Genomic DNA, 19396 nt, shown 5'->3' with positions numbered 1-19396 from the left:
GGTTCATCCCGGGGGAGAAGATCATGATCGAGATTCGTCCGCTCGCCAGCCTCGGCGGTGCCAACCACGGCTGGCTCGATGCGAAGCATCATTTCTCGTTCGCCTCGTACCGTGACGACCAGCGCATCCACTGGGGCGCGCTGCGCGTGTGGAACGATGACACCATCGCCGCAGGCAGCGGTTTTCCGCCGCACCCGCACGACAACATGGAAATCATCACCTACGTCCGCGAGGGCGCCATCACCCACCAGGACAGCCTGGGCAACAAGGGCCGCACGGTGGCGGGCGACGTGCAGGTCATGAGCGCCGGCACGGGTATACAGCACGCCGAATACAACGCCGAACAGGAAACGACCCGGATCTTCCAGATCTGGATCATTCCCCAGAAGCGCGGCGGCGCCCCGTCGTGGGGCACCCGCGCCTTTCCCAAGGGCGAGCGCGCCGGCAGCTTCGTGACGCTCGCCAGCGGCATGGAGGGCGACGGCGACGCGCTGCCGATCCGGGCCGACGCCCGCGTGGTGGGCGCCACCGTGAAGGCCGGGCAGACCGTGGAATATCCGCTGGGCGCAGGACGCCGTGCCTACCTGGTGCCGGCCACCGGTCGGGTGGAGATCAACGGCCAGGCCATGGACGCCCGTGACGGCGCCGCGATCCAGGACGAAACGCTGCTGCGTGTGACGGCGCTGGAAGACGCCGAACTGGTGCTGGTGGACAGCGCCGACCTGTAAGGCGTGTCTGCGGGAGCCCTCGCCAGCGGCGAGGGCTCCCGCGATGCACGATCGACCCGGCCGAACCGCTGCCCTGCGAAGCCGCTCTGTGGCACCCTACACGACCTTACGAACGGTCAACAGGAGTCGCGGCGCGGTGGAGCACGAAACGAGTACGCAGCTCCCGGCAGCCACCGCCCGACCCGCGCTGTACGCGACCCTGCTGCGTCGCATCGGCGGGCCCCTGCTCTCCGTGGGCCTGCTGTGCCTCGCCCTGTGGGCCCTGCACGCCATGGCCAGCGAGGTCACCTACCGGCAGATCGCAGGCTACGTGCACTCCCTGCACGACGGCGACATCGCGCTCGCCGTGCTGTTTACCGCCGCCGGCTACGCGGTGATGACGCTCTACGACTGGTTCGGCCTGGCGAGCATCGGCCGGCGGCTGCCGGCCAAGCGGGTCAGCCTGATCTCGTTCATCAGCTACGCGTTCTCCAACGCCCTGGGGATGTCGCTGCTGGTGTCCGGCTCGATCCGCTATCGCTTCTACGTGCAGGCGGGCCTGAGCACGGGAGAAGTCGGCCGCGTGGTGCTCTACACCACCCTGAGCTTCTGGCTCGGCCTCGCCGCGCTGACCGGCGTCACCCTGCTGCTGGTGCCGATCCCGGGCGATATTCCGTTCGCCGGCCTGCGCATTCCGCTGGCGATCGTGCTCACCCTCGTGCCGCTGGGCTGGATCGGCCTGTCCCTGGCGATGCGCCGCCCGCTGCGGATCGGCCGCTGGTCGATGATGGCACCGGCCCCCGTGGCGGCCGTGCGCCAGGTGCTCGTCGGCGCGCTCGACTGGGGGCTGGCCGCCGGCGTGCTCTACGTGCTGATGCCGGAGGCGATCGTCGGCGGCTTCGGGCATTTCCTGGCGATCTTCGTGCTGGCGCAGATGGCCGGCCTGATCAGCCACGTGCCCGGTGGCCTGGGCGTGTTCGAGGCGGTGATGCTGGCCGGCTTCGGCGCCTCGGGCAACCAGGGCCTGGAAGGTCCCATCCTCGGTGCGCTGGCCGCCTACCGCGCGGTGTATTACCTGCTGCCGCTGGCCATGGCCACGTTGATGGTGATCTGGCGCGAAGTGCGCGCCTTGCGCCACGCCACCGTGGTCTCGCCGTGGTTCAGCGCGGTGCTGCCGCCGTTCTTCGCCGGCCTCACCCTGGTCTGCGGCGCGGTGCTGCTGTTCTCCGGCGCCACGCTGGCGATCCCCGGTCGCATGGACATCCTGCGCGGCTTCGTGCCGCTGCCCCTGGTGGAGGCGGCGCATTTCCTTTCCAGCGTGGTGGGCATGCTGCTGCTCATCCTCGCCCGCGGCCTCCAGCGCCGGCTCGACGCGGCCTACGTGCTCACCCTCGTGCTGCTCGTGTTGGGCGCGGTGTTCTCCCTGCTCAAGGGCATCGACTACGAGGAGGCCTCGCTGCTGTGCCTGCTCGCCCTCGCCCTCGCCCCGGCGCACCGCCATTTCTACCGCCGCGCGTCGCTGTTCCGCGCCACCTTCTCGCCCGGCTGGATGCTGGCGATCGCCGCCGTGTTCGGCTGCGCCACGTGGCTGGTGTTCTTCAGCTTCAAGCACGTGGAATACACCAACAACCTCTGGTGGGAGTTCAGCTTCCGCCACGGCGGCGCCCCGCGTGCGTTGCGCGCCCTGGTCGGCGCGGCGGCGGTGGTGATGCTGTTTGCCCTGGCCAACCTGATTCGTCCCGAGCGGCCGCGCCGAGACCGCCCCGACGACGCGGAACTGGCCCGGGCGATGCCGCTGCTGAAGGGCTTCGATTCGGCCCAGGCCCACCTGGCCCTGGTCGGCGACAAATCGCTGATGTTCGCCCCGGACGACCGCGCCTTCATCATGTACGACATCGAAGGGCGCAGCTGGGTGGCGATGGGCGACCCGGTCGGCGACGACGAGGACGCCCGCCGCGAACTGGTCTGGTCGTTTCGCGAGGCCTGCGAACGCGCCGGCGGCTGGCCGCTGTTCTACCAGGTGCGCCCGGCCGATCTCGACCTCTACCTCGAAGTGGGCATGAGCCTGCTGAAGATCGGCGAAGAGGCCCGCGTGCGGCTGGAAACCTTCAACCTCGACGGCAAGTCGAAGAAGACCCTGCGCGGCACGGTCAACAAGCTCGCCCGCGACGGCCTGCGCCTGGAGATGGTGCCGGAAGACCAGGTCCCCGCGTTGCTGCCGCGCCTGAAGGCTATCTCCGACGCGTGGATGCGCGACAAGAAGGTGCGCGAAAAGCGCTTCTCGCTGGGCCGGTTCGACGAGGCCTACCTGTCCCGCATGCCGATGGCGGTGGTCTGGCAGGGCGACGAGCCCGTCGCCTTCGCGAACATGTTCCTTACCACGTCGAAGGAAGAGGCTTCCGTCGACCTCATGCGCCACTTGCCCGAGGGTCCCGCCGGCATCATGGATTTCCTGTTCATCGAACTGATGGTCTGGGCGAAGGCCGAAGGCTACCGGTGGTTCAACCTGGGCATGGCCCCGCTGTCGGGCCTGACCAACCGCCGCGCCGCGCCGCTGTGGAGCCGGTTCGGCGCGATGGTTTTCGGCCGGGGCGAGCGCTTCTATAACTTCCGTGGCCTGCATCGCTACAAGGACAAGTTCGATCCCGAATGGGAGCCGCGTTATATCGCCGTGGGCAAGGGCATCGCGGTGCCGTTGGCCCTGGCCAACGTGGCCAGCCTGATCTCGGGCGGCCTGGGTGGAGTGGTTCGCCGGTGAAGAAGATCCTCCGTTACACCCTGGTCGGCCTCGTGCTGGCCGTGGCCATCGGCCTGCTGGCCTGGCATCCGTGGACCCGCGCCTCGCTGGAGGTGTCGACGGTCGAACTCCCGGCGCTGAAGCCGCCGCCGCCCGGCGAGGGCGATCTACTGGTGGTGATCTACTCCGGCGATGGCGGCTGGTGGGACCTCGACCAGCGCCTGGGCGCGGTGTTCACCCAGCGCGGCGTGCCCGTGGCCGGTATCAGCACCTTCAAGTATTTCTGGCGCTACCGCTCACCGGAGGAGTCGGCCCACGACCTCGACCGCCTGCTCGACAAATACACCGCGCAGTGGAACAAGCACCGCGTGCTGCTGATCGGGTATTCGTTCGGCGCCGACGTGCTGCCGACCATCGTCAACCGCCTGCGCCCGGACAACCGGGCCCGCCTCAACCAGCTCGTGCTGCTGTCGGGCAGCCGCGACGTGAACTTCGAGATCGAACTGGAGGGCTACATGCAGCAGGGCTGGTGGACGACGCACACGCACAACTTCCTGCAATGGATCAATCCGGTGGTGCACACCGATGCCATCCCGCCGATCGCGCAGTTGGGGGGACGGCCCCCGATGGCCTGCTACTACGGTGAGGAAGACGCCGACGACAGCGTCTGCACCGATCCACGACTGCCTGCGTTCGTCACGGTCTACAAGGAACCCGGCTCGCACCACTTCGACGAGAATTACGAAAAACTCGCCACGCAACTGATCCAGCGCATGCCCGCCAGCGCGTCGACGTCGCCTTAACGCGTTTTTCGGCACGTCGCTCCGGCGCCGATGTCACGAAAGATTCACCCCGGCGCCACCGAACGTTTCGCCTTGCCCGGTCACCCTGCATCTTCGGGAGGGACGGCAGGAGACTTCGGACCATGAACAGAGAACCAGGCAAACGAGATTACGGCTCTTCCGACGCCGCCCACCTGCGCAGCCTCGCCAGCCGGGGCGTGCCTGCGCCGCCCCGGCCCGCGCGTCCCGCCTCGCGGGAGAATCCCACGCCCCGTCACGAACGGCGCCCGGACCGCGGCCGCGTACCCGCCTGACACGCGGTGTGAGGCAATTCTCTTTTTAAGAGAAAAGTCTGCCGAATTTTAAGAATCCTCCTATATCCGTAGGACCCTCGCGTGCGGAAGATAACGCCTGTGTTCCGCGGATCGATTCGTCGTGGCGGAACAACGAATCGCCGATGACCGATCCGACGGCAGGATGCCGTCCGTCCCTTACAGCCAGGATCGATCCCCCCTTCATCGGCGATAGCGCCGCGCCGGCTTCGTCGGGCCGCGTTATGTGGCTCCGCCACTTGACCAAGGGACGGTCGCCATGGCCCTCCGCGTGAGCGCGAGGGCCATGTTTTTATAGAATGGCCGCATGGGCTGCCTTCCTCTCCCCCTTTTCCTCCTGCTCGGCTGCGGCATCGGCTACCTGGTCGGTGAGCGGGCCGGCGCCGTCTGGGGCGCGGGCATCGGCCTGGTCATCGGCGCCGCACTGACCCTTGTCCTGTTCCGCGCGATGCGCCGGGCGAACCGCTAGCTTTTCCGCCCGAAGAACACGGCCACCCCGAGCCCGGCACGCACGGACGGACCGTGGCTGCCGATCCGGTGCAGGGCGTAGGCATCCAGCTGCACATGGTCGCCGATGGTGTAGGCCACGCCGCCGCCCGCCTGCACTTCGTTGCCGTCCTGGGCATCGTGGATCGCATCCACCTCCGCGTAAGCCATCCAGTGCTCACCGAAGCTGCGCCCGAAGGTCGGGGCCAGGGTCCAGGTGTTACGCCCCTTGAGGCGATCGACGTTGGCGTAGAGGGTGTTCTGGTGATCCTTGTCGGGCATCCATTGCAGGGTGGCGCCCAGGGTGTACTGGCGCGCGCCGTTGCTGAAGGCCTGGTTGCCGTCGGCGAAGGTCACCTGGCCGAGTGCCGCCCAGGTGAACGGACCGTCGCCGTCCGTGCCCGACGGGGCGTATTTCAGGCCCAGGCTGCTGTCGCCGTGCCCGACGACGTGGCGGCGCGAACCGCCACCGCGCTCCTCGAGCCGGTTCCACGCCGAGGCGCCGAACTGCGCCTCCCACGTGTTGCCCAGGCCCAGGCGGACGACGCTATCGGCGGCATACGTGCGATCAAGCAGGCCGTCGTCACGCTGCCGTTCATAGGTGGGCAGGCCCTGCTCGATGGCCAGCGTGCCCACGGGAAGCACGGAGGTGGCGAACCCCGCCCCCGGGCGGTCGAAATCCGGGGGATCGGCGAGGGCCACCGACGGGAGGGTGGCGAGGGCGGCGAACGCGAGACGTGTTTTCATGCGCCCATTGTTCGCATGAATCGTCGACATGGCGTAGAGGTTTGCGACACGGCGAGGGCGGCGAGCGGGGCCTAAGACGCGTGGGGAACGTCGTTGCCTCGCTCGCTCCCGCCGAGGGGGAGGGCCCGCGACAGGATCAGGGCGCGCGGGCCATGGGGAAGCTTTCCGGGAGCTGGAGTGTCGCCTCACCCGTCACGTCGCTCGCCGTGCGCCCGAGCTTGAGGGTGTAGGCGCCGGCCTGGATCTGCCAACGGCGGGCGGTGTCGTCCCAACGGGCCAGGGCCAGTGGCTCGAGCGGGATGTCGACGCGCCGGCTGGCGCCCGGGTCGAGCGTGAGCTTGGTCCATCCGGCCAGTCGACGGGTGCCGCCGGAGGGGCCCGTCACATAGACCTGCGGCACGTCGGCCGCGGCGACCTTGCCGGTGTTCTTCACCGTGACGTGAGCGACGGGCCGGCCGGACGGATCGGTATCCACGCTGAAGCCATCGTAGGCGAAGGTGCTGTAGGTCAGGCCGTAGCCGAACGGGAACAGGGGTTCGCGCTGGGTCTTCTCGTACCACCGGTAACCCACGTCGGCGCCTTCGATGGTGTAATCGATGTGCTCCGCGGGCGTGCCGCTCGGGGGCAGGCCCGCCCCCTGGATGACCGGGCGCGGCAGCTGCGATTCGTCCTTGGGCCAGCTCATCGGCAGGCGGCCGCTCGGCGAGACCTTGCCGTAAAGCAGTCGCGCGATGGCCTCGCCGCCGCCCGAGCCCGGGTACCAGGCCTGCATGACCGCGCCGACCCGATCGAGCCAGGGCATCTTCACCGGCCCGTTGGTTTCCAGCACCACCACCGTATGCGGATTGGCCTTGGCGACGGCCTCGACCAGCGCGTCCTGGTTGTCCGGCAGCGCGAGGTCGGGCGTGTCGAACGACTCGGCCGCCCACTTGGTGACGAACACGATGGCGACGTCCGCCGCGGCCGCGGCCTTGGCGGCGGCGGCCGGATCGGTACCCGGATCGAAGCTGGCCTTGCCGGCCAGCGGGCGGATGAAGGTCAGTGGCGCCGACGGATGGAATTTCACCGGGCCCGGCCACGCGGCGGGCTGCAGGCCGGTGACCGGATCGCCGGCTTCATCGGTGACCAACGACGAACCGCCACCGGCGAGCACGCCCTTGTCCGCGTGGCCGCCGATCACGACCACCGACTGGCCCTTGCCGGCGAGCGGCAGCAGGTTGCCTTCGTTGCGCAGGAGCACGGCGCCGGCTTCCTCGGTGTCGCGGGCCACGTCACGGTCGGCCGCGTAGGCGGGCTTGCCGACCTTGGGCGGTTCGTCGATGACGCCGTGCGCGAACAGGCTGCGCAGTATGCGCTGGGCCATGTCGTCGAGCCGGGCCTTCGGGAAGCTGCCGTCGGCCAGGGCCGCACGCAGGGGCTTGTCGAAGAACACCTCCGTATCGAAGACCTCGGCCGCCGACTCCTGGTCGAGCCCGGCCAGCGCCGCCTTGGGGCCGCTATGCACGCCGCCCCAGTCGGACATCACGAAGCCGCGGAAACCCCACTCGCCTTTGAGCACGCGATTGAGCAGCCAGTCGTGTTCGCCGGCCCAGGTGCCGTTGACCTTGTTGTATGACGACATCACCGAGCCGGGGTCGCCTTTGGCGATGGCGAGCTGGAAAGCGAGCAGGTCGGATTCGCGCAGGGCCACCGGATCGATGTCGGCGCTGTGCGTGTTGCGCCCGGTTTCGAGGTCGTTGATGGCGAAGTGCTTCACCGTGGCGACGATGCGGTTTTCCTGGATGCCCTTGATCGCCGCGCCGACCATGGTGCCGGCAAGCACGGGGTCTTCGCTGGCGTATTCGAAGTTGCGGCCGTTACGCGGATCGCGCACGAGGTTCACGCCGCCGGCCAGCATCACGCCGAAACCGCTGTCGCGCGCCTCGCCGCCGATCATCCGGCCGCCCGCACGCGCCACCGCGGGATCGAAGCTGGCGGCGGTGGACAACCCCGCAGGCAGCGAGATGCCGCCCTTGCCGGCATACACCGGACGCGCCACGCCCAGGCCGGCGTCGGTTTCCTGGATGGTGGGCAGGCCCAGGCGCGGGATGCCGGGCATGTAGCCGGCGCCACCGAGCGCGCCTTCCGGCGGCGACGCTTGCTTGTCGTTCTCTTTCCTGCCGAATTTGGAGTGGATCAGCTGGAACTTCTCGTCGTCGGTCATCGCCGACACCACCAGCTCCGCCCGCTTGTCGGGCGACAGCGAACGATCCATCCACGGCCGTTCCGGCGGCGTGGCGGCCGTGGCGGTACCGGCAAGGCCAAGGGCCACGGCGAAGGCGAGGGGACGGAGGGTCATGGGCGAGGGTTCCTTGGGGTAAGACTCGCTCACCTTGGAGCAGTAACGGTTACTTGGCAAGAAACGAAGGCGGGAGGCGGGGACGTCGCCCCGTTCGACCCGGGGCGGTGGCGCGTAAGATCGACGCATGCCCCACGCCGCCGGGGTCCACCCCCACGTGCCGCCCTCCGCCCCCCTTGCGCACCAACGCGCCGCACCCCACCTAACCACTTGTATGTCCTCGCCTTTGCCCACGCCACTGGCCGACTTCCACCCCGCCGTCGCCGGGTGGTTCGACGCCATGTTCCCGGCGCCGACCGAGGCGCAACTCGCGGCGTGGCCGGCGATCCGATCCGGGCGCGACACGCTGGTGGCCGCGCCGACCGGATCGGGCAAGACGCTCACGGCGTTCCTCTGCGCCATCGACACGCTGGTGTGCGAGGGTGTGCGTGACGGCGGGTTGCCCGACCGCACCTTCGTGCTCTACGTGTCGCCGCTGAAGGCGCTGTCGAACGACATCCGGATCAACCTCGAGGTCCCGCTAGCCGGCATCCGCGAGCGGCTGCGCGAGCAGGGCCTGCCCGATGTCGAGATCCGCACGGCGGTGCGCACGGGCGACACGCCCGCGGCCGAGCGCGACCGCATGCGCAAGCGGCCGCCGCACATCCTGGTCACCACGCCCGAATCGCTCTACGTGCTGCTCGGGTCCGCCTCGGGCCGGACGATGCTGCGTGACGTACGCGAGGTGATCGTCGATGAGATCCACGCCGTGGCGGCGAGCAAGCGCGGCAGCCACCTGTCGCTTTCGCTCGAGCGGCTGGCCGCGCTCGCGCCACGGCGCATCGTGCGCATCGGCCTGTCGGCCACGCAGAAGCCCATCGCCACCGTGGCCGCCTTCCTGACCGGTGGCGACGGCGCCGACTGCGCGATCGTCGACGTCGGCCATACGCGCCGGCGCGATCTCGCGCTGGAGGTGCCCCCCGTACCGCTGGAAGCGGTGATGTCCAACGACCTGTGGCAACTGGTCTATCACCGGCTCGCCAACCTCGTCGAGCAGCACCGCACCACGCTGGTGTTCGTCAACACGCGACGCATGGCCGAGCGCGTGGCACGCCACCTGGCCGACCGCCTCGGTGCCGAGGCCGTCACCTCGCACCACGGCAGCCTCTCGCGCGAACAGCGGCTGGACGCCGAGCAACGACTCAAGCAGGGCCGCCTGCGTGCACTGGTGGCGACCGCCTCGCTCGAACTGGGCATCGACATCGGCGACGTCGACCTGGTCTGCCAGATCGCTTCGCCGCGCTCCATCGCGGCGTTCCTGCAACGGGTGGGCCGCGCCGGGCACAGCGTGGGCGGCACACCGAAGGCGCGGCTGTTCCCCACCTCGCGCGACGACCTCGTCGAATGCGCCGCGCTGCTGGACTGCGTGCGCCATGGCGAACTCGACGCGTTGATCGTCCCCCACGAGCCCATTGACGTGCTCGCGCAGCAGATCGTGGCCGAGGTCGCCTGCCAGGAGTGGGACGAAGACGCGCTGTTGGATACGTTCCGCCGCGCCTATCCGTTTCGCGGGCTTACCCGCGCCACGTTCGACGAGACCGTGCGCATGCTCGCCGACGGCTTCACCACGCGGGTGGGCCCGCGAGGTGCCTATATCCATCGTGACGCGGTCAACCGCCGCCTGCGCGAACGCCGCGGGGCGCGCCTGACCGCCGTCACCTCGGGCGGCACCATCCCCGAAACCGGCGATTACGCCGTGCTGCTCGAGCCGCAGTCGGTGACGGTCGGCACGGTGAACGAAGATTTCGCTGTGGAAAGCCACGCCGGGGATATCTTCCAGTTGGGCAACCGGTCGTACCGCATCGTGCGCGTGGAACCGAACCGCGTTCGGGTGGAGGACGCGCACGGGCAGCCGCCGAACATTCCCTTCTGGCTCGGCGAGGCGCCCGGACGCACCGACGAACTGTCCTTCGGCGTGTCGCGCCTGCGCCAGGCGGTCGATGCCTGCATCGACGCGGGCGGACGCGACGCCGCGCTCACGTGGCTGACCGGCGAGCTCTCGCTGTCGTCCGCCGCCGCGGAGCAGATCGTGGATTACCTGTTCCGCGCGCGAGCCGCCCTCGGCGCGCTGCCGACCTGCGACACCGTGGTGATGGAGCGATTCTTCGACGAATCCGGCGGCAGCCAGCTGATCCTGCATGCGCCCTTCGGCAGTCGCATCAACAAGGCCTGGGGCCTCGCGCTGCGCAAGCGCTTCTGCCGCACCTTCAACTTCGAGTTGCAGGCGGCGGCGACCGAAGACGCGATCGTGCTGTCGCTGTCGACGAGCCACAGCTTTCCGCTCGAGGAGGTGTCGCGCTACCTGCACAGCGCCAGCGCCAAACACGTGCTGGTACAGGCGCTGCTCGACGCGCCGCTGTTCGGCGTGCGCTGGCGCTGGAACGCGACCACCGCGCTGGCGTTGCCGCGCTTTACCGGTGGGCGCAAGGTGGCGCCACAGTTGCAGCGGATGAAGGGCGAGGACCTGCTCGCCACCGTCTTCCCCGACCAGGTCGCCTGCGCGGAAAACCTCGTGGGCGAACGCGACGTGCCCGATCACCCGCTGGTGCACCAGACCCTGCGCGATTGCCTGCACGAGGCGATGGACCTCGACGGCCTGCTGGCCTTGCTGCGCCGGATGGAAGCGGGCGAGGTGCGCGTGGTCGCGCGCGATCTCGCCACGCCGTCGCCGCTGGCCGCCGAGATACTCAACGCGGCGCCGTACGCGTTTCTCGACGATGCACCGCTGGAAGAACGGCGCACGCAGGCCGTGCAATCGCGCCGCTGGAACGACGCCGAACGCGCCGACGACCTTGGCCGGCTCGACGCGGCCGCGATCGACGCCGTGCGCGAGGAAGCCTGGCCGCAGGCACGCAACGCCGACGAGATGCACGAGGCGTTGATGCTGCTCGGTGCCGTGACGCCAGACGAAGCGCAGGCCGAAGCCGGGTGGGCCGGGTGGCTGCGCGCGCTGGCGAAGGACGCGCGCGCCACGCTATGGACGCAGGGCGGGACATCGCTGTGGATCCCGGCGGAGCGCCTGCCCGCGTGGCAGGCCATCCACGACGGCGCCTCGATGCATCCGGCGATCGCCGCGCCGCCCGGTTACGCGGCGCAGGCGTGGACGCGCGAGAGCGCGCTCGTCGACATCGTTCGCGGGCGCCTGGGCGGGCTTGGCCCGGTGCCGGCACAGACGTTGGCCGCGACACTCGGCGTGACGGCGCTGGATATCGATCTCGCCCTGGTGGCGCTGGAGACCGAGGGCTACGTGATGCGCGGCCCGTTCACGCCGGGAACCACCGACGTGGAGTGGTGCGAGCGCCATCTGCTGGCGCGCATCCACCGCTACACCATCGGCCGCCTGCGCCGTGAGATCGAACCCGTCGCGCCGCGCGACTTCCTGCGGTTCCTGCTCGACTGGCAGCACGTGAGCCGCGCGACGCGGGTGTCCGGCCCGGACGCGCTGGCGGGGGTCATCGCCCAACTGGAGGGGTTCGAGGCGGCCGCCGGGGCCTGGGAAGCGGAACTCCTGCCGTCGCGCTTGGGCGACTACGGGATCGGCTGGCTGGATGACCTGTGCCGTGCTGGCCGGGTGGTCTGGAGTCGGCTGCGGCCGGGCGCCGGCACGGGCGGCCCGGTGCGCGCGACGCCGATCGTGCTATTGCCCCGCCGACAGTTGCCGGTATGGTCCGCCGCGGCACCGGCGGCGGACCCGGAGGTCGCGCTTTCGTCGCGTGCGCAGGCGGTGGCCGATGCGCTGCGTGACGAGGGCGCGCTGTTCTTCGACGAACTGGCGACGATCACCCGCTTGCTGCGGGCCGAGTTGGAGGACGCGCTCGGCGAACTCGTCGCCGCGGGACGGATCACGGCGGACAGCTTCGCCGGCCTGCGCGCGTTGCTGCTGCCGGCGGCGCGACGCAACAGCGGACGGCATCGCCGCATGCAGCGACACATGCTCAACGGCATCGAGGATGCCGGGCGCTGGGCGCTGGCGCGGCGCCCGCGCGACGAGCGCACCGATGCGGAGGGCCTGGAGCACATCGCGCGCACGCTGTTGCGTCGCTACGGCGTGGTGGGCTGGCGCATTCTCGAGCGCGAGGCGGCGTGGCTGCCGCCTTGGCGCGATTTGCGGCGCGTTTACCACCGGCTGGAGGCGCGTGGCGAGATCCGCGGCGGGCGCTTCGTCGACGGGTGGGTGGGCGAGCAGTTCGCGTTACCCGACGCGCTGGGTGCGCTCCGGCAGATCCGCCACCGGGAACCCGACGGGGAGATCGTGTGCATCGCCGGCACCGACCCGCTCAACCTCGTCGGGACGATCGTCGCGGGGACGAAAGTGCCCGCGGTGCTGGGCTCGCGTATCGCGATCCGCGACGGGATGCCGCTGGCCGCGATGGTGGCGGGCAAGTTCGTGCCGATGATGGCGCTGACGCCGTCGGACGAACGCGAGGTGCTGTCGGCGTTGCAGCGACGGGCGGACATGCGTTCGCCCGTCGTGGAGCGTGGCACGCGCGAGTGAGGCCGCGGGTGTGGTCCTGCGCGGGACGGCTGGCGCCCCTTCCGTAGGACACGATGTCGACCGCGCGTGAGAGCGATCGTATCGCCGATGCGCGCTCGGCTCAGCGCAACTGGATATCGCCGATGACCCACATCTGCTTCGGCCCCGGTTTGCCGGTGATCACGAAGCACAGGTCGTGCGTGCCTTCGCGCTTGGGCAACACGCCCTGCAAGGTGGCGCGGCCGTCGTGCGCCTTGCCCAGGTCGAGCGTGGCGAGCTTCGGTCCGTCGCAGGTGTCCTGATGGATCTCGATCTCGCCCGCACGCGAACGCGCGCGGCGCGCGACGATGTTCTTCGCACTCGTCCACAACGCGTAGTTGTACGGCAGGCGATCCACCGTGATCGCCGCACCGTAGAGACCATCCAGGGGCACGCCTTTCCAGATCCAGCACGTGTTCATGATGTCGGCCTGGTAGAGCGGACGCACCCCGCCCACCATCTCCGGCGCTTCGATGCGTAACGGCAGGTCATCGGTGCAGGTCTGCAGTTGGACCGCGGAGCGATGCAGCAACGACGTGGCGTCGATCGTCGATTCGCGCACGCCCGCCAGGCCAAAGCCCGCGTCGAACGCGTTGGCCTTGACCGTGGTCGGCAGGCTCACGTCGAACGGCCCGGTGTAGGCCGCCGACTGAGGCGTCGGCGTGCTGCCGTCGGTGGTGTAGCGCAGCGTACCGTAGCCGGTCTGGTTCGACAGCGTGACCCGCGCGGCGTCCTTGCCTTGGGGCGCGACCGCGATCGCCACCGCGAAGGCGCTGTCCGCGGGCACGATGCCCGCCGAACGGTAGCGCGCCATCTCGACCGGCAAGCGTGCGACGAAACCGTTCCAGTCGGCGCGCGGCGACCAGGTGCGCTCGGCGAGCGCCGCGATGCGCGGAAACACCGCGTGCTGGATGCGATACCAGTCCTGCATGTGTTCGGTGAAAACCGTCGCCTCCGCACCGAGCACGTGGCTCGCCTTGTCGGCGGCGATACCCGGGGGTACGGGATCGAAGTCGTACACCGTCTTGAGCGTCTCGGACGACGGCCGGCCCGGCGGCTCGTCCGGCAGGTTGGATTGCAGGCGGTCGAGGTAGAGGGTGGGCGAGGGCGCCAGCACCACGTCGTGCCCCGCGTTGGCCGCCTTGATCGCCCCGTCGGTGCCACGCCACGACATCACGGTGGCGCTGGCCGGCACCTTGCCGTCGAGGATCTCGTCCCAGCCGATCAGGCGACGGCCGTGCTGGTCGAGGTAATCGCCGATGCGGGCGATGAACCAGCCTTGCATCTTCTCTTCGTCGGTGATGCCCAACGACTTCATGCGCGCCTGCACAGCGCGCGAACGCACCCATTCGTCCTTGGCCGCCTCGTCGCCGCCGACATGGATGTAGGGCGACGGGAAGATCGCCATCACTTCGTCGAGCACGTCCTGCAGGAACACGAAGGTGGCGTCGTCGGTGTTGTAGAGGGCGGTGTTCACGCCCCAGTCCGACGACACCGCCAGACGCCCCTTGCTCGCGCCGTAGGCGGGGTAGGACGCCACCGCCGCCTGCGCGTGGCCCGGCATCTCGATTTCGGGCACGACGGTGATGTGGCGCTCGGCGGCGTAGGCGACGATCTGCTTCGCGTCGTCCTTGGTGTAGAACCCGCAGTAGGTGTCGCCGCTGGCGCGATCCACGCCCACGGCCGTGCGGCACGACCCGACCTGGGTGAGCTTGGGGTACTTATCGATCTGCAGACGCCAGCCCTGGTCATCGGTGAGGTGCCAGTGGAAGACGTTGAGCTTGTGCATCGCCATCTGGTCGATGAGGTTTTCGATCTCGTGCACCGACTGGAAGTGCCGGCTGGAATCCAGCATCAACCCGCGCCACGCGAAGCGCGGCGCGTCGACGATATGCACGCCGGGTACGCCGTTCTGGGAGGCCGGATCGGTCAGCAGCTGCCAGTAGGTCACCGCGCCGTAGAACAGGCCCGTCTCGTCGTTGGCGGCGATGCGCACCCCCTTGCCGTCGACGTCGAGCGTGTAGGCCTCATGGCCCTTCACCGACGAGGTTGTCAGCAGCGTGATGCCCTGGCCGGGCTTGCCTTCGACGATCGACGGCGCGAAGCCGCGGGCGAGGCGAATCCAGCCCTGCAACTGCGCGGCGACGCGCCTGGCGGCGGCATCGCCCGGGGCCACCACGATCGGCGTCTTCGCATCGATGCGGACATGGCCCGGCACGCGTGTGAGCTGCGCGGGCATCGGGATCAACGACAGCGGCGTGGTGTCGATGGGCCCGCCGGCCTGCTTCGGGGCCTGGCTCGCGCAGGCGGTGAGGCCGAGGGCGAGGAGCGAAAGAAGGTGACGGCGCATCGACGGGTCCGGGAAGCGTAAAGCGTGAACCGTAAGCGCTGAGGCGGCGTCCGTAAAGTGCCGGATCGGCCGCCGCGCCGCAGGCAAAAAAACGGGCCCGGAAAGAACATCGTCGGGCCCGAGGGAAATGAAGCGTCGAGGGGTGTGCGGCGGCCGTCCCTGGCCTGCCGTGCGTCGCGATCAAAGGTCGAAGTGCACCGAGGCCAGGTAGCGACGGCCCGTGGTGTAACGGGCCACCGGCAGCGAGGTGGTGCCGATGTACTGCTTGTATTCCTCGTTGGTCAGGTTCATGCCCGAAAGGGTGAACGAGACCTTGTCGTTGAGTTTGTAGCCCAACGTGGCGCCGAGATCGGCGTAGTCCTCGGTGGTCGCCGGCGGCGCACCGGCGACGTAACCGCCCGCGAGGTACTTGCTGCGCCAGTTGTAGGTGATGCGCGCGCTGAACGGACCCATCTCGTAGTAGGGGCTCAGCGACACCGCGTTCTTGGAGTTGTACGGCAGCGCGCCGCCGGCATCGAGCGTGCCCTTGGCGTAGGTGTAGTTCGCCGTGACACCGAAGCCGGTGTCGCCGAACGCCTGCTGGTAGCTCAGGCTGCCGCCGCGGATCTTGCCCGAACCGACGTTCTCCGGCCGGCTCACGTCGTACGTGCAGAAGCCGTCCGGCGTGCACAGGCCCGCCGCGAGCTGGCTGGCGAAGGTGGTCGGGTCGGTCGAGGTGGCCGAGTTGAAGTGGCGCTCCTGGACCACGTCCATGAACACGTAGTCGTCGACCTTCTTGTAGAAGCCGGTCAGGGCGACATACGACTGCGGCGCGAAATACCACTCGGCCGACAGCGAGAAGTTCTTCGACTGGTACGGCTTGATGTTGGCGTTGCCGCCGGCACCGGTGAGCACGGTGTCGTTGAGGAACAGGTTGTTGACCTGCATGTTGTACGGCGCGCGTGCGATCACCTTGGCCGCGGCGAAACGCAGGATCACGTCCTCGGTGACGTCGTAGGCGACGTTGAGCGAGGGCAACCAGTTCTTCGCGGTCTGCGACGACTTCACGTACGAGCCGGCCGGGGCAGGCAGCACGGGCGCGCCCAGGTAGTTGTAGCCGAAGCCGTCGGTCTTGGTGTCGACGTAACGGATGCCGACGTTGCCGTGCCAGTCGCCACCGGCGAAGTTCAGCTGGGCGTAGGCGGCGTTGGTCTTCTCGACGATCTTGTAGGTGCCGTTGAGGAACGTGCCCGGATCTTCGTTGCCGCCGTTGGTCGAACGCACCCACGCGTACTGCGCGTCGGGGTTGGGCATGATGTGGCTGGCCGCGCCGTCCCACAAACCGATACCGTTGAGGTCGGTATACCCGGAGGTGCCCAGGTCGGCGAGCGAGATCGGGCTGTTGGGGCCGTAGACGTGCGCCGCCATCGACTCCTCGTGGCGGTTCCAGCGGTACCCGACGAGCAGCTGGTTGAAGAAGCTGTCGAAGTCCTTGCTGAAATCGAGCTGGGCGTAACCGTCACGCGAATGCGCGTTGTAGTCGCCGTAGTTGCCGGGCCAGCCGCCGAGCCCCGGGGTATCGCCCATGTGCCAGTTGGCCGGGTCGCGGGCCGCCTGCGGGCTGTCGAAGTTGAAGCCGTGGCGGATGTCCCAGGTGTAGCCGCCGGCATACACCGGCTCCATCACCGCCTGGGAGATGTTGTCGTTGCTCGCCTTGCTGTAGCCGGCCGCGCCGCCGAGGGTCCAGCCTTCGCCGCGATAGGTCGACTTCAGGTCGAACGCCGAGGTGCGCACCACCGACTTGCGGATGTTGCTGTCGAACGTGCCCTGCGCGATGGCGGGGCATCCCGGGTTGTCGTTGCCGCACACGTGGCCGCCGGTGATCACGCCGTTCGGGCCGGGGGTGAAGCTGGTTACGTTGCCCAGCGTGCCGGACGAACCGGTGAACGGATACAGCGACTGGTTCCAGTTGTCGAAGTTCTCGCGGATGAACAGCGAGTTGACGTCGATGTCCCAGTCGTTGGTCGGGTGGATCTGGAAACCGAGCGTCGCCGTGTCGCGCTTGCGCTTCTGCTGGAACCACGCCGAGTTGACCTCGTCGGGCACCTTGGCGTTCGGGTCGAGCGTGCCGTTGGCGATGCCGGCGGCGACGGCGGGGCTCGCGGCCCACTTCGATACCGGGCTGTAGCTGAAGATCTCCAGGCCCTGGCGGTCGATCTTTTCCTCGTAGTGCTGCACCGAGGCGATCATGCCGAACGTGTTGGCGGTGTTCTTCCAGCTGTACAGCACCGAGGCGCTGGGACGGGTGCCCGGCCGGGCCTGGTCGTTGTAGTTCAGGCCGAAGCTGCCGCGCACGGTGTTGGCGGGCAGGTCGAGCGGCTGCAGCGTGTGCAGCATCACGGTGCCGCCGAGGCTGCCTTCGGGCAGGCGTGCTTCGGGCGACTTGAACACTTCGAGGCGGCCGATGATTTCCGGCGCCAGCATGGTGAAGTCGAAGCCGCGATTGGGCTGCGCACCGTACTGCCACGGCGTCTGCGAGATCGGCTGGCCGTTGAGGAAGGTAAGGTTGAGGCTCGGGTCGGTACCGTCGATCGACACGCGGTCACCCTGACCGAACTGGCGATCGATCACCACGCCGGGCACCTGGGTCATGGCTTCGGCCACGTTGGTGTTCGGGAACTTGCCGATGTCCTCGGCGGTGACCGCCTCGACCACCGCGTCGGCGTTGCGCTTGGTGTCGAGCGACTTCTCAAGACTGGCGCGGATGCCGGTGACGGTCACGCCCTCGAGCTGGGCCGCCTTCTGCGCGTCGGCCTTTTCCTGGGCGGTGGGCGTGCGGCCCTGGGGCGCGGCGTCCTGGGCGACGGCCCCTCCGGCGATACAGCACAATCCGGCGATGATGCTCGCCGTGAGCAGGTTCCTGCGATGCGACATGGTGTCCTCCCCTCAGAGGATGGGTGGTTGGCTTCGTAACGCGAGACGCGTTCCTTTCCCGCTCTTCAATGAGCGGTCGAACCGTGCAGGTACAGACCGGCGGCACCGATCACTCCCCACTGTCCGTGGTCCATCAGACGTACCGGTACTTGCTGGAGAAAGGCGCGCATGACGCCCTTGTTGAAAAACCGGGTGGCGAAACTGCTGGCGAGCAGGCGTTCGCGGATCCGCGGCAGGATGCCGCCCGCGAGGTACACGCCGCCGCGCGCGCCGTAGAGCAGGGCGAGGTCGCCGACGAAACTACCGAGCAGCCCGCAGAAGACGTCCAGCGCCTCGACGGCGGCCGGATCGCTTCCGTCCAGCGCCACCCGGGTGACGTCCGCCGGCTCGGCCAGCGTCGCCGGCGTACCGCGCAGCGTCGAAATGGCGCGATAGAGGTTGACCAGTCCCGGGCCCGACAGCGCCGCCTCGTAAGGCACATAGTCGCGGTCCCGCGCGAGTTCGCGCAGGATCGCCGCCTCGCGCTCGTTGCCCGGCGCGAGGCAGATCTGGCCCGCCTCGGTCGGCAACACCGTGGCGTGCGGCTTGCCCGGCAGCAGCACCGCCGAACCCAGCCCGGTGCCCGGCCCCATCACCAGCACGGGACCATTGGCCGGCACCGCTGCGGTCGCGACGATCGGCTGCGTCTCGTGCACCTGAAGGAACTGGCACGCGTAGGCCACCGCCTCGAAATCGTTGACGACGGCCAGGCCGGCGAGCCCCAGCGTGTCGCGGATCTCGCCGATGGAGACCGGCCAGGGCAGGTTCTCGTTGACCACCGCGTCGCCGAGCACGTAGCCGGCGGAGGCGACCGCGCAATGCCGCACGAGGACATCGTCTTCAAGCCGGGTCATGAAGTCGCTGAGCACGGCGGTGAGGCTCGGCCACTGCGCGCAGGCATAACGCTCGTAGCGCAGCACCTCGATGCCGTCGCCCGCGCGTCGCACCAGGCCGATGCGCGCGTGCGTGCCGCCCACGTCGGCGGAGAGAAACGCCTCCGCCCGGGCTGCATGCGCGATCTCACGCTGTTTGGCCGACTCGCCCACGTATGGCTCCCTTATGACCGGCTCGTTGTCGTCGCGGCGAACGCGCCGTGACACCCCTGATGACGGCCGGAGTCTGGAAGCCGGATGACAACGTTGTCAACAGGACAAACGGATGAGACAGCCGTATTTTCTTCATGCGCCGCAATAGCGATGACGCTCGTGATTTCAACGGGTTGGGAAAAGCGAGGCGCTTAGATCGTGATGAATTGCGTGCGATAGCTCTGCTGCGTCGCACCATCGAAAGTGCGAATCGCGCGCAGGCGGACGCGGGAGTCGGTCGGTTCGCATTGACAACGTTGAGCCCACGAGTCAATAAAGGGACAAAACCGCGCGCCGATCGCCGTCCGCGAACCGTCGCCTGTCACGC

At 68.9% G+C, this 19396-nt stretch carries 11 protein-coding genes; 6 read left to right on the top strand and 5 right to left on the bottom strand.

Annotated elements, in window-relative coordinates; all coding sequences use genetic code 11:
• The first annotated feature begins 23 nt into the window (after nt 1–23).
• The 5 genes from PI246_RS15895 to PI246_RS15875 all read left to right on the top strand — a co-directional run bounded on the left by PI246_RS15895 (nt 24) and on the right by PI246_RS15875 (nt 5027).
• Nucleotides 24–728 carry a pirin family protein gene (locus tag PI246_RS15895; protein ID WP_320552296.1) on the top strand — a complete coding sequence of 235 codons (705 nt, stop codon included), beginning with the start codon at nt 24–26 and terminating at the stop codon, nt 726–728.
• A gap of 136 nt (nt 729–864) precedes the next feature.
• The gene (gene mprF, locus PI246_RS15890; RefSeq protein WP_320552295.1) at nt 865–3465 is read left to right on the top strand and encodes a bifunctional lysylphosphatidylglycerol flippase/synthetase MprF; all 2601 of its coding nucleotides are present in this window, start codon (nt 865–867) and stop codon (nt 3463–3465) included.
• Entirely contained in the window at nt 3462–4247 is a 786-nt protein-coding gene (locus PI246_RS15885) for a virulence factor family protein (protein ID WP_320552294.1), read from the top strand. Before mprF ends, PI246_RS15885 begins: the two co-directional genes overlap by 4 nt.
• Before the next feature lie 122 nt (nt 4248–4369).
• Nucleotides 4370–4540 carry a hypothetical protein gene (locus tag PI246_RS15880; RefSeq protein WP_320552293.1) on the top strand — a complete coding sequence of 57 codons (171 nt, stop codon included), beginning with the start codon at nt 4370–4372 and terminating at the stop codon, nt 4538–4540.
• 325 nt (nt 4541–4865) lie between these two features.
• Nucleotides 4866–5027, top strand: a complete 162-nt coding sequence (locus PI246_RS15875) for a hypothetical protein (protein WP_320552292.1) — start codon at nt 4866–4868, stop codon at nt 5025–5027.
• On the opposite strand, the gene PI246_RS15870 is transcribed toward PI246_RS15875, so the two are convergent.
• The gene (locus PI246_RS15870; RefSeq protein ID WP_320552291.1) at nt 5024–5791 is read right to left on the bottom strand and encodes a transporter; all 768 of its coding nucleotides are present in this window, start codon (nt 5789–5791) and stop codon (nt 5024–5026) included. The genes PI246_RS15875 and PI246_RS15870 overlap by 4 nt on opposite strands.
• Before the next feature lie 136 nt (nt 5792–5927).
• Nucleotides 5928–8129: a beta-glucosidase gene (locus PI246_RS15865; RefSeq protein WP_320552290.1), complete on the bottom strand. Its 2202-nt coding sequence runs from the start codon at nt 8127–8129 to the stop codon at nt 5928–5930.
• Nucleotides 8130–8355: 226 nt separating this feature from the next.
• Between PI246_RS15865 and PI246_RS15860 the strand changes: the two genes are divergently transcribed.
• On the top strand, nt 8356–12663 hold the full coding sequence (locus tag PI246_RS15860) for a DEAD/DEAH box helicase (protein ID WP_455429789.1): 4308 nt from the start codon (nt 8356–8358) through the stop codon (nt 12661–12663).
• A 100-nt stretch (nt 12664–12763) separates the two neighbouring features.
• On the opposite strand, the gene PI246_RS15855 is transcribed toward PI246_RS15860, so the two are convergent.
• The 3 genes from PI246_RS15855 to glk all read right to left on the bottom strand — a co-directional run bounded on the left by PI246_RS15855 (nt 12764) and on the right by glk (nt 19029).
• Complete coding sequence (locus PI246_RS15855) at nt 12764–15031, bottom strand: family 20 glycosylhydrolase (RefSeq protein ID WP_320552288.1); 2268 nt, start codon at nt 15029–15031, stop codon at nt 12764–12766.
• A gap of 180 nt (nt 15032–15211) precedes the next feature.
• Nucleotides 15212–17944 (bottom strand): TonB-dependent receptor, encoded by a 2733-nt coding sequence (locus PI246_RS15850; protein ID WP_320552287.1) that lies wholly within the window; start codon nt 17942–17944, stop codon nt 15212–15214.
• Between the two features lie 65 nt (nt 17945–18009).
• Nucleotides 18010–19029, bottom strand: a complete 1020-nt coding sequence (glk, locus tag PI246_RS15845; protein ID WP_320552286.1) for a glucokinase — start codon at nt 19027–19029, stop codon at nt 18010–18012.
• Between the last annotated feature and the right edge of the window lie 367 nt (nt 19030–19396).

It is taken from the genome of Luteibacter sahnii, from assembly GCF_034063545.1.
GTDB classification, from domain to species: domain Bacteria; phylum Pseudomonadota; class Gammaproteobacteria; order Xanthomonadales; family Rhodanobacteraceae; genus Luteibacter; species Luteibacter sahnii.
The sequence above is the reverse complement of the archived record's forward strand: the minus strand, read 5'-3'. Positions and strand labels throughout refer to the sequence as shown.

Bases quoted from the DNA above. Each gene is read 5' to 3' on its own strand.
- PI246_RS15855 (WP_320552288.1), bottom strand. From the start codon at position 15,031: ATGCGCCGTCACCTTCTTTCGCTCCTCGCCCTCGGCCTCACCGCCTGC.
- PI246_RS15865 (WP_320552290.1), bottom strand. From the start codon at position 8,129: ATGACCCTCCGTCCCCTCGCCTTCGCCGTGGCCCTTGGCCTTGCCGGT.
- PI246_RS15895 (WP_320552296.1), top strand. From the start codon at position 24: ATGATCGAGATTCGTCCGCTCGCCAGCCTCGGCGGTGCCAACCACGGC.
- PI246_RS15880 (WP_320552293.1), top strand. From the start codon at position 4,370: ATGAACAGAGAACCAGGCAAACGAGATTACGGCTCTTCCGACGCCGCC.
- PI246_RS15875 (WP_320552292.1), top strand. From the start codon at position 4,866: ATGGGCTGCCTTCCTCTCCCCCTTTTCCTCCTGCTCGGCTGCGGCATC.
- PI246_RS15850 (WP_320552287.1), bottom strand. From the start codon at position 17,944: ATGTCGCATCGCAGGAACCTGCTCACGGCGAGCATCATCGCCGGATTG.
- PI246_RS15870 (WP_320552291.1), bottom strand. From the start codon at position 5,791: ATGAAAACACGTCTCGCGTTCGCCGCCCTCGCCACCCTCCCGTCGGTG.